Source organism: Bradyrhizobium sp. CCBAU 21365, from assembly GCF_015291305.1.
Lineage (GTDB): Bacteria > Pseudomonadota > Alphaproteobacteria > Rhizobiales > Xanthobacteraceae > Bradyrhizobium > Bradyrhizobium elkanii.
In genome coordinates this window covers 1,185,010-1,198,853 of the sequence record NZ_CP030036.1, presented here as the reverse complement: position 1 = coordinate 1,198,853, position 13,844 = coordinate 1,185,010, and the positions used below count along the sequence as shown (strand labels likewise).

Below are 13,844 nucleotides of genomic sequence, written 5' to 3'. Positions count from 1 at the left end.
GCGGCGTTGATGGCACAAAGTGAATAGTGGCTGATCGCCGCAGTCCGCGTCGGCATTCGCACCGATGAGTCCCGGATCGCGCTTCCGCTTTCACTCTTCGAGCTTCGGCGAGACGGATCGATGACCCGGGACGACATTGGAGTTGGTGGCGCCCTCACCTCGGCGTCAGCGTGATTGCTTCCGCGGTTGCGGCTTCCACCGCGCCGCGGCTGTAGAGCAGCGGCACATACTGGCCCGTCGCCCACAGCGGCGCGAGGTCGCGGTAGTGGCCGCTGAAGGGATCGCCGGATTGGCCCGGCGTGTTGACGGCGCGGCTCGCATCCCAGTTGCCGACATCGAGCACCATGCGGAATGAAGCGCCGGAGATCAGATGATAGTCGGAGCGGCGATAGGTGGCGGCGCGCGGCACGTTGGCGGCGCCGCCAAAGGCGAGCGGGCCGACCTGCATCTGCGCCGCGGTCGCCTTGTCGGCGAGCGGCATCAGCGCGTGATTGAATTGCGCGACGTGCAGCCGGCCCCAGCGCCAGGTCGACGCATCGGGACCGAGCTTGTCGGCAACGTCGGCGACCGCCTCGCCGAGGCTGTCGCGCAGCACGCGGTCGCGCTCGGCTGAGGGATCGTTGCCGAGCGCGGCGTCGGGCTTTTCGAGATAGCCGACAATGGCGGAGATGCTGGAGGCTTCCGGCGCGATCAGCTCGGCAGCCTTCGGCGCGGTGGTCTTGAGCAACACCGGGCCGAGATGGTTTGCGATCCACACCTCGTAGACCGCGGCGGCCGCGCTGTCGGCCGCGTCGCGCGCATCCCACGCCTTGAGCAGATCGAGGCCCTTCTTGACGTTCGCATCATCCGACGTGAGCGGCTTCAGCAGCGCGACGAGGCGCCGCGCGAGCATGCCGGTGTCGTCGTTCTGCAGCGCCATCGCGTCCGCCAGCGTCACCTTGCTGTTGGCCTGCAGCACCTCGGTGATGCGCTGCCAGCGCGCGCTGTCGGCCCATTCGAATCCGACCCTGCGCTCACCCACCGGATAATCCGCCGGCAGGTTCATCTGGTTGGCGGTGGCGATGAAGCCCTGCTTCGGCTGATACAGCTTCGGCAGCTCGTCGAGCGACAGAAAGCCCTGCCACTCGTAGCGGCCGTCGCCGGGCACCGGCATCAGGCCGTCGAAACTGGCGCGGCGCGGCGTCTTGCCGGCGGCGACCCAGCCGATATTGCCGCTGATATCCGCATAAACCTGGTTCTCCGACGGCGCGCCCCAGCGCCGCATCGCACCGAGGAAGCCGTTCCAGCTTTTCGCGGTCATGTAATCGGACGAGCCGAAATAGGCCGAGGTGCCCGGCTCGAACCAGATCGAGCGCACGGCGAAGGCGTGCTTCTTGTCGGCGTCGGCGAAAATCACCGGGCCGTGGCGGGTGAACTTCAGCTCGAACTCGCGGTCGGCCTCGCCCTTCACCGCTTCCTTCTCGTGCACGATCCGCATGTCCTCCCAGCCGGCGCCGTAGCGGTACTGGTTCGGATTGTCGGGGTTGAGCTCGTAGACGTAGAGGTCTTCCTGGTCGACGTTGAAGATGGTCAACCCGAACGCGATGGTGTCGTTGTGGCCGATCGAGATGCCCGGCAGCGCCGGCTCGCCGGCGCCGATCACGGAGATGCCGGGCGCGTTGAGCCCGACGATGTAGCGCAGCGACGGCACCGAGTGCTCGCGATGCGGATCGTTGGCGAGGATCGGACGTCCGGTCGCGGTGCGCGATGCCGCGATCACCCAGTTGTTGGACCCGATGGTGTCGCGCTGCTGGTCGGCCTCGGCGAGGTACGTGTCGGGATCATGCGCCAGGGCCGCCTTCTGGTCCTTCGGCGCGGCGAACTTCACGGGCCGCGTGGCAAGATCGTAGGTGGCGAGCACCGCCTTCGGCACGCTGCAGGGATCGAGGCCATCGGGGATCCTGGTGGTCCAGGCCGGCTCCAGCTTGACGCGGAAGCGATCGGCATCGAGGCCTGCGGCGCAGGCCACCCGCGAGCGCTTCACCTCGGAGGCGACGTTGCGGGTCAGGCCATGGCTGCGGACGCGCACGACATCCTCTGCCGACCACAGGTCAGGCATCGTACCTGCGATCCTGAACTCGATCGGCAGCGCGCGCTTGCCCGCCTGGACGTCGGCGACATAGGCATTGACGCCGGCGACGAACGCCTCCGCATAGGATTTCGCCTTCGGGCCGTAGGCGGCCCATTCCGCATTCATGTCGCCGCGATAGAGGAACAGACGCAGCGCCTTGTCCTGCTCGGCATAGGCGGGGCCAAAGTCCTTCGCCAAGAGGCCGAGCCCGCGCTTGCGCCAGAGATCGATCTGCCAGAGCCGGTCGCGCGCGGCGTTGAAGCCTTGCAGGAAGAACAGGTCGTGCTCGTTGCCGGCATAGATGTGCGGGATGCCCCAGACATCGACCAGGATCTGCCCCGGCGCCTTCAGCCCCGCGACGTCGGTCTTGACCTCGCGCGCTGCGACGAGCGGGCTCGGCTTCTCGCGCGCGGTGGCGGGAGCGGTGAGTATTGCGGCGCAGAGTGCGGCGGCAAGTAGCTTGGCGACGCGGTTGAGATCCGTGTTCATGTTGTTCTCCGATGGTTGTTATTGGTTGTGAGGCGTCTTCAGCCGCAGTGGTGGTGCGCCCCCTCTCCCGCTTGCGGGTCGCGACGAGCAAAAGCTCGCGCTGAGAGGGCCGGGGTGGGGGTGTCGCTGCGATGGGACTGGTCATGATGCGGAGAGAGCCCCCACCCGCATTGCATCTCCGATGCAATGCGACCTCCCCCGCAAGCGGGAGAGGTGCAGCGAGCTTGCCGCAACATCAGTTCATTACTACTCCCCCTCGTCGCTCGCCAGCACGCCCTTCACGGCGCGGGCCCAGCCGGCGAGCTTGCGTTCGCGCGTCGCCTGGCTCATCGCCGGCCTGAAGCGGTGCTCGAGCCGCCAATTGTCGGCGAACTTGGCGGGCTCCGGATAGACGCCGGCATCGAGGCCCGCGAGATAGGCGGCCCCGAGCGCCGTGGTCTCCTGGATCATCGGGCGATCGACCGGGGCGTTGAGCAGATCGGCGAGCCGCTGCATGGTCCAGTCCGAGGCGGTCATGCCGCCGTCGACGCGCAGCACGGTGTTGGCGGCATTGGCCTCCGGCCAGTCGGTGCGCATCGCGGCCCACAGATCGAAGGTCTGGTAGCAGACGCTCTCCAGCGTCGCATGCGCGAGCTCGGCCGGACCGGTGTTGCGAGTCAGCCCGAACAGCGCGCCGCGCACGCGCGGATTCCAGTACGGCGCGCCCATGCCGACGAAGGCCGGCACCAGATAGACGCTCTGCATGGAGTCTGATTTGTCAGCAAGAGGCCCGGTCTCGGCGGCGTGCTTGATGATGCCGAGCCCGTCGCGCAGCCACTGCACCGCGGAGCCGGCGACGAAGATCGAGCCTTCGAGCGCATAGGTACGCTGGCCGCCGAGCTGGTAGGCGATCGTGGTGAGCAGCTTGTTCTTCGAGGCCACCGGCGTGGTGCCGGTGTTGAGCAGCGCGAAGCAGCCGGTGCCGTAGGTCGACTTCATCATGCCGGGCTCGAAGCAGGCCTGGCCGATGGTCGCGGCCTGCTGGTCGCCGGCAATCCCGGAGATCGCGATCGGCCCGCCGAACAGATCGGCTATGCTCTCGCCGAACCGGGCGGAGGAATCCTTCACCTCGGGAAGCATCGAGCGCGGCACGCGCAGCAGCCTGACGAGATCGTCGTCCCAGGCGCCGGTGTGGATGTTGAACAGCAGCGTGCGCGAGGCGTTGGTGGCGTCGGTGGCGTGGACCCTTCCGCCGGTAAGCCGCCACAGCAGATAGCAGTCGACGGTGCCGAACAGCAGTTCGCCGCGCTCGGCGCGCTCACGCGCGCCCGGCACGTGATCGAGGATCCAGGCGACTTTGGTGCCGGAAAAATAGGGATCGATAATGAGACCGGTCTTCGCCGAAATCGCCGGCTCATGGCCGTCCGCCTTGAGTTTTGCGCAGATGTCGGCGGTGCGGCGGTCCTGCCAGACGATGGCGCGGTGCACGGCCTGTCCGGTGGCGCGGTCCCACACCACGGTGGTCTCGCGCTGGTTGGTGATGCCGATCGCGGCGATGTCCTTCGCCTTGAGGCCGGCCTTCTCCAGCGCCTCGCGGCACACCATCACGGTCGAGGTCCAGATGTCCTCCGGCTCGTGCTCGACCCAGCCGGAGGCGGGGAAATGCTGCGGAAACTCCTGCTGCGCGACGGCGGCGATGGAGATGTCGCCGCGAAACACCATGGCGCGCGACGATGTGGTGCCCTGATCGATGGCCAGCACGAAAGACATGAGCGTTTCCTTTGGCGCTTAGGAGAATGCGTCAAGGCCAAAGGAGCGGATTACCGTGGCAAGGTCAAGCTTGGGAAGGTGGTGGTGAGAGACCCGTGATCCTAAGGCGCGAGTGGCGCCACACGCTCCGCTGTCGTCCCGGCGAAGGCCGGGACCCATACTCCGCGGCGGTTGTTGTAGGCGGGACTCGTCATTCCATGAACACGCGACAATGACCCTCGGTGGTTATGGGTCCCGGCCTTCGCCGGGACGACATTGAATGCTTGGTGCCGCTGGTGATTCATGCACCTTTACTCTCTGACGCGCGCCAGCGGATCCGCGCGAAGAGACAGCGCCCGATCACATCGGCCGGTAGGTCCTGACGTCGGCGGGGACGTTGACGCCGATCTTGATCGCGCCGACCGAGCGGATGATGTCGTCGCCGAGCAGCTGGGCGAAGCAGGCGTAGCCCCAGTCGTTCATGTGCAGGCCGTCGGCAGTGACGAAATCGGTGATCGGGATCGCCTGTTTCTCGTGCCAGTCGCGCATCACCTCGAAGCGCGGGAAGATGCCGACATGACGCAGGGCGGCGATGCGGCCGAGCAGCTTCACCATGCCGCGCGCGCTTTCGGGACGCTCGGTGACGCGCGGCGAATATTGCGGATCGACCAGCACGACGTCGGCACCGGACGTCTGAAGGCGCGCCACGCCGTCCTCGACCTGCTTGGCGGTCTCGGCAGGATCGAGGTTGCGCAGCACCGCGTTGGTGCCGACCTGCCAGATCACCATGTCGGGATGGACGTCGATCACTTCGGTTTGCAGCCGCGCCATCATCTCGGGCGCGTCCTCGCCGCCCTTGCCGCGATTGAGCACGGTGATGTCGGCGGAGGGATACTGCCGGCGCAACTGTCCGGCGAGCCGGTTCGGATAGGTGAATTCCGGCGCCGACGATCCATAGCCCTGGGTCGATGACGAGCCGAACGCGATGATGACGACCGGCTTGCCGGCGGCGAGCTTGGCCGCGACATGCGGCAGCGAGCCGGTGCTGTTCGGCACGCCCTTGGGCTGCTGACAGGGCACGCGGTGGAAGATGTCGCTGGCGGATTTCGCGGCCTGCTTCACCTTGTCGAACGCCTTCGCGGCGACGCTCGGTTGCGGCGGATTGGTCGCATCGGCCGTCGCAGCGGGCTGCGTCGCGTCAGGCTTTGCAGCCTCGGTCTTGCCGTCGGACGAAAGCGCCGCATGCTGCCCGGTCTGCGCGCGCGACGGCGCGACCGCGAAAGGCGCGAGCAGCGCCAGCACTGCCACGGCGCACAGACCTCGCCCTGCGGAAGCGCGAAAAGGGAAGGCGAAACGCATTTACTTACTCTGCTTCCTCTAATTCTGCTGCACCGGGCCCAGATGGGCCGCATCGATCACGAATTTCGCCAGTGCGCGACCGAGACAGGCATGAACCTTCTTGGCCAGATCGACACCATGCGAGGTGCTGAACAGGTCAAAATATCCGGCGTCGCTCCACTGCTTCATAATCGCGAACCGGTCGAACAGCGGAACGTCGTGCTGCTGCGCCACCACCTTCATGTTGTCGAGATATGGCGGCGCAGAGATCATCGTCTCCGTACGCGGGCTGTATTGCAGATTGACCAGCACCACGTCGGTCCCGGCGTCCCGCAACGCAACAACGCCTTCGTTGATCGCGGTACGGAAATCATCGGGATCGACCGCTCGCATAGCATCGACCGTTCCGGTCTGCCAGATAACCAAAGTAGGCTTTTTTGCTTCAACAAGCTTAACAAGAGTTCCCGCGGTCTCCTCGGCGGTGCTCTTTCCCTGTAGTTCTACGGATAGATCGATCGTCGACGACGGCAACGCCTCCTTCAGCGCCGCCTGCAGCGTGGCCGGATAGGCGCTCGCCTCGTTGCCCTGGATGGTCGAGGAGCGGCTGCCGACCACCAGCACGTTGAGCGGCCGGTTGGACTTGATGGCGTCGGTGACCTTGGGCAGCGAGCTCTCGCTCGAAAGCAGATAGGCGGGCACGTCGCAGGGCGGCGGCGGTGCCGGCTCCGCCGTGTCGCCGGCGCGCGCGGGCGCCACCGCCAAACCGGCCGTCAGGCAGGCTGCGAGCAGCGTCAGGCCCAGCATCGTCCGCGCGGACTTCATGCTCCCCCTCCCGCCATATCGGCGTTGCCAGCGGCGCCTTTTTTCGAGGCGCCTTTGTCGGCGGAGTGCTTGTACCACGAAATGATCCACGCCATGCCGCACATGATGAGGATGCCGCAGACGCTGATCAAGGCGTGCAGTGCGGCACCGCCAGATACTTCGGCAAGCACGAAGTGACCGGCGAAGGCGAGGAAGACCCCGAGACAGAATATCTCAAGCGAGTGCTGGCCACACAGGATCAAAGGTCGCAGCCAGGGCGATTTCAGCCCCGGCCAGTCCCTGGGCAGGAAGCGCACGGTGAGCGCGGCGAGCGCCAGGAAGTGCGCGAACCGCAACACGTCCAGGTCGGTCTTGTTGATCGGATACATCCATTGCTCGATCACCTTCGGCATGATGTGGCCGAGCTGCGGCACGTACCAGGTCAGCGTCACGAAGAACGCCGCGACCAGATAGACGATGCAGATCCACATCGTGATGTTCGACGACAGGATGCGCGACATCCGCCGCGCGCCGCCGAGCGCACACCAGGCGCCGAACACGAACAGCAATTGCCAGGCGAACGGATTGAACGCCCAGAAGCCGTTCGGATAGGCCGAGAGATAGAGGTCGAACTGCCAGGTCAGCGCGTAGAGCAGGACCGAGAGGCCGAGCGTGACATCGGGCTTCCATTTCATCAGCCACAGGATCAGCGGCAGGAACAGCATCAAGACGATATAGAGCGGCAGCACGTCCATGTTGACGGGACGGAAGCGCAGCAGCAGCGCCTGGACGATGGTGACGTCGGGCTGCTTGAGGAAGTCCATGATCCCCATTTCCTCGCTGTAGAGCGGGTTCTCGAACGAGGTCGCGACATAGGAGATCTCGGCGAGGAAGATCGTGAACAGGAAGACATGCGCGACATAGATCTGCCAGACCCGGCGCAGGATGCGCGCGGTCGCGATCACGAAGCCGCCCTCCAGCATGGCGCGGCCGTAGACGAAGGCCGCGGTGTAGCCGGAGATGAAGATGAAGATCTCGGTGGCGTCGGAGAAGCCGTAATTGCGGATCGTCAGCCAGGTCAGAAGATTGGTCGGCAGATGATCGATGAAGATCAGCCACAGCGCGAGCCCGCGGAACAGATCGAGGCGGAGCTCGCGCTCGCCGGTCGCCGGCAGCGTGATCGCGGGCGCAGCAACCTTCGCCTCGGCCTCAGCCTTTACTTCGGCCTTGGCGTCAGCCACCGGCGAACCGGCTATGGGGTCGGCAATCGAGCTCATCAAACACCGTGTCGGCTGCGGACGCCCCGCACGCCGTGCTGAAAAGATAATATCGGTCCGCCAGTTGCCGACAAAGCACGGAGTGCGGCGGCATGCGGCCGCGCTTTAGAGCGGAACTATGTTGAAACCACGATGAACGGACCGCCCTTGGGCCGCCTTTTCACGGCCCGGCAGGCGATTGGTTCCGGCGGTTCAATTGGCTATGATGGCGCCCTGTTCGAGCATGATCCGGTCGAAAACGGACCATGCGCCAGGACCATCGGATTGAGCCGCATGTACCGCGCCGTTACCCGCCAGATCGAAGTCACCGTCGAGCCGAACTTCATGCCGGAGCGCTCGTCGGTCGACCGGCGCGAATATTTCTGGTCGTACAGGATCGTGATCGTCAATTCGGGCCCGGAAACGGTGCAGCTGCGGACGCGGCACTGGATCATCACCGACGCCACCGGCCGCCGCCAGGAGGTGCGCGGCGAGGGCGTGGTCGGCGAGCAGCCGGTGCTCGCGCCCGGCGAACGCTTCGAATATACGAGCGGCGTGCCGCTGCCGACCGCCTCCGGCTTCATGACCGGCAGCTACCAGATGGTCACCGAAGCCGGCGAGCGCTTCGACATCGATGTGCCGACATTTTCGTTGGATAGCCCGAGCCCGGGCGGGAAAAGGGTGTTGAACTGACGCCAGCGTAGCCCGGATGGAGCGCAGCGCAATCCGGGGCAGGTGCATGCGCGGTTGGAGCGGCCCCGGATTTCGCGGAGCCTGTCATCGGGCGCGCGTTCGCGCGACCCGTTGGCTTCTCCGGGCTACGATGACGAACGCGTCTACTCCACGCCGGCTTCCTGCGGCGTGAACTCATACACCGACGAGCAGAACTCGCAGGTCACGACGACCTTGCCGTCCTTCACCATCTCGGCGCGGTCGTTCGGCGCGAAGCTCTTCAGCATCGACGACACCGCATCGCGCGAGCAGGAGCACTGCGCGCGCAGCGTTTGCGGGTTGAAGACGCGCACGCCGCGCTCGTGGAACAGGCGATAGAGCAGCCGCTCGCCGGACAGATCGGGATCGATCAGCTCGACATCCTCGACCGTCGAGATCAGCGACTGACCCTCGACCCACGCATCGTCATCCGGCACGGAATGCGCGGAGGTGCCTTCCGGCGCATCGCCGGGATGCAGATCGGCCTGCTTGGCGCGCTCGGGCGCCCTGGGCAGGAATTGCAGCAGGATGCCGCCGGCGCGCCAGCGCAGCTTGCCGCCCTCGCCGCCGCGCATCTCCTCGCCGACCGCAAGGCGCACCCGCGTCGGAATCTGCTCCGAGCGCAGGAAATATTCATGGGCTGCCTCTTCCAGGCCGCCGCCGTCGAGCGCGACCAGTCCCTGGTAGCGGCTGGTGTTCGAGCCCTGATCGATTGTCATCGCGAGGTGGCCCTTGCCGAGCAGCTCGCCCGAGCTCTGGCCATTCTTCAGGCGCGATGCGTCGTAGCGCGCATAGGCGCGCAGCCGGTCGGGCGCCTGGAAATCGACGATCAGGAGCGACACCGGACCGTCGGTCCGGGTCTGCAGAATGAAGCGGCCCTCGAACTTGACCGACGAGCCGAGCAGCGTGGTCAGCACGATCGCCTCGCCGAGCAGCTTGCCGACCGCGGGCGGATAATCGTGTTTGTGCAAGATCTCGTCGAGCGCGGGGCCGAGCCGGGTCAGCCGGCCGCGCAGGTCCAGCGCGCCGACCTCGAAGGCCAGCACGGCATCGTCGACAGGAACCGCTGAGGGCGCGCGAACCGGCGCCTCGGGCGTGATTTTGATGTCGGGGGATTGTGAAACCATGGCGCTCTATCTGGGGTCTCGGACCGCAAAACGAAAGGGGTTCACTCAACGCGAGATCGTCGTCCCGGCACAGGCCGGGACCTATGACCACGGGATTTTGTCGCGGCACAAGGCGTCTCCCCTTGTGCCTCTTTCATCGGCCGCAGCGTATGGGTCCCGGCCTTCGCCGGGACGACAGCATTGAATGGGCGCTACGCGACCGCGTCGAAACACCAGGCCAGGATGCCCTTCTGCGCATGCAGGCGGTTTTCCGCCTCGTCGAACACCACGGATTGCGGCCCGTCGATCACCTCGTCGGTGACCTCCTCGCCGCGATGCGCGGGCAGGCAGTGCATGAACAGTGCGTCCGGCTTGGCGAGCGACATCAGCTTGGCATTGACCTGATAGGGCCGCAGCACGTTGTGGCGGTGCTCGCCCTCCTTGTCGCCCATCGACACCCAGGTGTCGGTGACGACGCAGTCGGCGCCGCGCACGGCGGCTTCCGGATCGCTGCCGAGCATGATCGGCGCGCCGGTCGCCTTGATCCAGTCGCGCATCGGCTTCTTCGGCGACAGTTCCGGCGGGGTCGCGACATTGAGCTGGAACTTGAACCGCTCGGCGGCATGCGCCCAGGAGGCCAGCACGTTGTTGTCGTCGCCGGTCCAGGCCACGGTCTTGCCTTCGATCGAGCCGCGATTTTCCTCATAGGTCATGAGGTCGGCCATCACCTGGCAGGGATGCGAACGCCGGGTCAGGCCGTTGATGACGGGGACGGTGGCGTGGGCAGCGAGCTCGAGCAGCGCGTCATGGTTGAGGATGCGGATCATGATCGCATCGACATAGCGCGACAGCACGCGTGCGGTGTCGGCGATGGTCTCACCGCGGCCGAGCTGCATCTCGGCACCGGTCAGCATGATGGATTCACCGCCGAGCTGGCGCATGCCGACGTCGAACGACACCCTTGTGCGGGTCGACGGGCGCTCGAAGATCATCGCCAGCGTCTTGCCTTCGAGCGGCTTCCTGCCCTTCTCGTGCGCCTTCAGCTTCGCCTTCATGGCGGCGCCGGCGGACAGCATGTTGCGCAGCTCGCCGAGCGGCAGCTCGTTGATATCGAGGAAGTGACGGACCGGCTTGCTCATTATCCCGCCGCCTTCTTCGGCTGCGCCGCCGACAGTACAGAGCACGCGCGCTCGAGCGCGGTGATCGACGTATCGATCTCGGTCTCGGTCACGATCAGCGGCGCCAGGAACCGCACCACATTGTCGCCGGCACCGACGGTGAGCAGCTTCTCGTTGCGCAGTGCTGCGATCAGGTCACCCGACGGCACCACCGCCTTGACGCCGATCAACAGCCCCTCGCCGCGCACCTCCGACAGCACGCCGGGATAGCGGTCGACGACGGAAGCGAGCTTCTGCTTGAGCAAGAGCGACATCTTCTGCACATGTTCGAAGAAGCCGGGTTTCAGCATGACGTCGAGCACGGCATTGGCGGCGGCGACCGCGAGCGGATTGCCGCCGAAGGTCGAGCCGTGCGAGCCGGGCGCCATGCCTTCGGCCGCTTTCGCGGTCGCCAGCACCGCGCCGATCGGGAAACCGCCGCCGAGCGCCTTGGCCAGCGACATCACATCCGGCGTGACGCCCGTGCGCTTGTAGGCGAACAGCTCGCCGGTGCGGCCCATGCCGGTCTGCACCTCGTCGAAGGCGAGCAGCAGGCCGTGCTCGTCGCAGAGCGCGCGCAGCGCCTTGAAGAACGCCTGCGGCGCCGAGCGCACGCCGCCCTCGCCCTGCACCGGCTCGATCAGGATGCCGGCGGTGTGCGGGCCGATCGCCTTCTTCACCGCCTCGATGTCGCCATGCGGCACCTGGTCGAAGCCGTCCATCGGCGGGCCGAAGCCTTCGAGATATTTCGTCGAGCCGGTCGCCGCCAGCGTGCCCAGCGTGCGGCCGTGGAAGGCGCCCTCGAAGGTGATGATGCGGTAGCGCTCGCCATGGCCCTTGGAGAAGTGATAGTGGCGGACCAGCTTGATCACGCCCTCCATCGCTTCGGCGCCGGAATTGCAGAAGAACACGAAGTCGGCAAAGCTCTGCTCGCACAGCCGCGCGGCAAGCGCCTCGCCGTCCGGGCTCTTGAACAGGTTCGACATGTGCCAGAGCTTGGTCGCCTGTTCCTGCAGCGCCTTGACCAGATGCGGATGCGCGTGCCCGAGCGCGTTGACCGCGACGCCCGAGGTGAAATCGAGATAACGGTCGCCGTTGGTTGCGATCAGCCAGGCGCCCTCACCGCGCTCGAAGCCGAGATCGACCCTGGCGAAGACGGGGAGCAGATGCGACGTGGCAGCGTTGGTCATGGCGTTCACTGACGGTTTTTAAGCCGACAATTGCCGCGCGCCTTGACGCCAGCGCAGCAACGGCCAGCTTCGGAAAACAAAACGGCCGCCTTTGCGGGCGGCACGTGGCGGGCATTCTATGCTGCGGTCGGTAAGTGTCAATCGCCACGAAGTGGCCTTCCTGCAATGCGAAACGAGCGCAATCCGGAGCATTCCGGTGCGGTGGAAAAGCCTCATCGCGATGCTTAACTGTGTGGGAACATGTGGACGCACGGCCGCGGACTCTTGCGCCAGAGTCACGCCATATTGTAGCGTTTGGCCTGTCGGGTACGACATCTCGTGCGGCGGTACTGGACCCTCTAAGTAGCCTTCGTGTCTCGCGTAAACGTTCGGGCGCAACACCGTGCCCGGCGAGGGCTAAGGGATTCTGGCCGCAGGGATATTTGTCCAGATTGGCTCGCAGCGCCGCTCCAATGATTGGCCGGCGCTACGCGAAGGGAAGAATGCGATGACTGTATTGACCTGGTCCGACGATCGCGTCGAGCAGCTGAAGAAGCTCTGGGAGTCTGGCCTGTCGGCCAGCCAGATCGCGGCGGAACTTGGCAATGTGACGCGAAACGCCGTGATCGGCAAAGTGCATCGGCTCGGCCTCTCCGGCCGCGCCAAGGCACCCTCCACGGCCGCGCCGCGGCAGCGCAAGGCCCGCCCCGCCCAGCACATGATGCGGGTAGCGCGGCCGGTGTCGCGCGGCAACACCGCGCTGGCGCACGCCTTCGAGGTCGAGATGGAGCCCGATCCGATCTCCTACGACAATGTGGTGCCGATGAGCCAGCGGCTGTCGCTGCTCGAGCTCAACGAGGCCACCTGTCACTGGCCGGTCGGCGATCCCTCGAGCCCGGAATTCTTCTTCTGCGGCGGCAAGGCGCTCGCCGGCCTGCCCTATTGCGCGCATCACTCGCGCGTCGCCTACCAGCCCGCCGCCGATCGCCGCCGGCCGTCGGCGAAACCGCAGATCAAGTGAGCACTCGGGAAAAGACGGAAGAACTCAAAAACAAATCCCCGCGAAAGCGGGGATTTTTTTTGTCCGTAGCCCATTACATCACCGGCGTCGTCCCGGCGAAAGCCGGGACCCATAACCACTAATGCGTGTTGTTAGAAAGCCGTCTGGCCACGTGCCGATTACGCCGGCCGCGGCGTATGGGTCCCGGCTTTCGCCGGGACGACGCCGGTGATGCGGCTTGCGATGGCCACGCGCCCGTTACGGCTGCGGCTCGGCCTTGGCAAAGCGGTCGTCGAGCGCGTAGCCGGCGCCGCGCACGGTGCGGATCGGATCCTGCTCGCGGCCCGGATTGAGCAGCTTGCGCAGGCGGCCGATATGCACGTCGACGGTGCGCTCATCGATGTAGATGTCGCGGCCCCAGACGCTGTCGAGCAGCTGCTCGCGGCTGAACACGCGGCCGGGATGCTCGAGGAAGAATTCGAGCAGGCGATACTCGGTCGGCCCGAGATCGATCGGGCGGCCGGAGCGCGCCACGCGGCGCTTCTCGCGGTCGAGCTCGATGTCGCCATAGGTCAGCACGGTCGCAAGCCGCTCCGGGCTCGCGCGGCGCAACAGGCCCTTCACCCGCGCCAGCAGTTCCGGCACCGAGAACGGCTTGACGATGTAATCGTCGGCGCCGGTGGCAAGTCCGCGCACGCGCTCGCTTTCTTCGCCGCGCGCGGTCAGCATGATGATCGGAAGCTGCTTGGTCTCGGGCCGCGCCCGCAGGCGACGGCACAGCTCGATGCCGGACAGGCCCGGCAGCATCCAGTCGAGGACCACGAGGTCGGGAACGCGCTCCTTCAGCCTCGTGTCGGCATCGTCGCCGCGCCCCACCGTCTCGACATCGTAGCCTTCCGCATCGAGGTTGTAGCGCAACAGCGTCGTCAGCGCTTCCTCGTCTTCGACTACCAGAATGCGTGCGCTCATCGGTTTAAGT

11 protein-coding genes are annotated in these 13,844 nt (G+C 66.0%); 2 read left to right on the top strand and 9 right to left on the bottom strand.

Translation table 11 applies throughout. The features are described from left to right. Positions 1-154 precede the first annotated feature (154 nt). From XI02_RS05560 to XI02_RS05540, 5 genes are all read right to left on the bottom strand, one after another. Positions 155-2,599 (bottom strand): penicillin acylase family protein, encoded by a 2,445-nt coding sequence (locus tag XI02_RS05560; RefSeq protein ID WP_172648878.1) that lies wholly within the window; start codon positions 2,597-2,599, stop codon positions 155-157. Positions 2,600-2,845: 246 nt separating this feature from the next. After that, a complete protein-coding gene (gene glpK / locus XI02_RS05555) occupies positions 2,846-4,348 on the bottom strand; it encodes a glycerol kinase GlpK (RefSeq protein WP_172648879.1) in 1,503 nt (500 codons plus the stop codon). Positions 4,349-4,687: 339 nt separating this feature from the next. Further along, positions 4,688-5,686, bottom strand: coding sequence for an SGNH/GDSL hydrolase family protein (locus XI02_RS05550; protein ID WP_172648880.1), 999 nt, complete (start codon positions 5,684-5,686; stop codon positions 4,688-4,690). 18 nt (positions 5,687-5,704) lie between these two features. Continuing rightward, positions 5,705-6,487, bottom strand: coding sequence for an SGNH/GDSL hydrolase family protein (locus tag XI02_RS05545; RefSeq protein WP_141713578.1), 783 nt, complete (start codon positions 6,485-6,487; stop codon positions 5,705-5,707). Further along, a complete protein-coding gene (locus XI02_RS05540; protein ID WP_026192167.1) occupies positions 6,484-7,743 on the bottom strand; it encodes an OpgC domain-containing protein in 1,260 nt (419 codons plus the stop codon). Before XI02_RS05540 ends, XI02_RS05545 begins: the two co-directional genes overlap by 4 nt. A 273-nt stretch (positions 7,744-8,016) precedes the next feature. Here XI02_RS05540 and apaG point away from each other — a divergent pair, with 273 nt between their 5' ends. Further along, positions 8,017-8,415, top strand: a complete 399-nt coding sequence (gene apaG, locus XI02_RS05535) for a Co2+/Mg2+ efflux protein ApaG (protein ID WP_026192166.1) — start codon at positions 8,017-8,019, stop codon at positions 8,413-8,415. 143 nt (positions 8,416-8,558) lie between these two features. Here apaG and XI02_RS05530 read toward each other — a convergent pair whose 3' ends face one another. From XI02_RS05530 to XI02_RS05520, 3 genes are all read right to left on the bottom strand, one after another. Further along, positions 8,559-9,560, bottom strand: a complete 1,002-nt coding sequence (locus XI02_RS05530; protein ID WP_172648881.1) for an Hsp33 family molecular chaperone — start codon at positions 9,558-9,560, stop codon at positions 8,559-8,561. A gap of 191 nt (positions 9,561-9,751) precedes the next feature. Continuing rightward, a complete protein-coding gene (gene argF, locus XI02_RS05525) occupies positions 9,752-10,678 on the bottom strand; it encodes an ornithine carbamoyltransferase (protein ID WP_016844071.1) in 927 nt (308 codons plus the stop codon). Next, positions 10,678-11,886 (bottom strand): aspartate aminotransferase family protein, encoded by a 1,209-nt coding sequence (locus XI02_RS05520; protein ID WP_172648882.1) that lies wholly within the window; start codon positions 11,884-11,886, stop codon positions 10,678-10,680. Before XI02_RS05520 ends, argF begins: the two co-directional genes overlap by 1 nt. A gap of 487 nt (positions 11,887-12,373) precedes the next feature. Between XI02_RS05520 and XI02_RS05515 the strand changes: the two genes are divergently transcribed. Then, on the top strand, positions 12,374-12,886 hold the full coding sequence (locus tag XI02_RS05515; protein ID WP_018269585.1) for a GcrA family cell cycle regulator: 513 nt from the start codon (positions 12,374-12,376) through the stop codon (positions 12,884-12,886). Positions 12,887-13,123: 237 nt separating this feature from the next. Here XI02_RS05515 and phoB read toward each other — a convergent pair whose 3' ends face one another. Beyond that, positions 13,124-13,834 carry a phosphate regulon transcriptional regulator PhoB gene (gene phoB / locus XI02_RS05510; protein WP_016844067.1) on the bottom strand — a complete coding sequence of 237 codons (711 nt, stop codon included), beginning with the start codon at positions 13,832-13,834 and terminating at the stop codon, positions 13,124-13,126. Positions 13,835-13,844 lie beyond the last annotated feature (10 nt).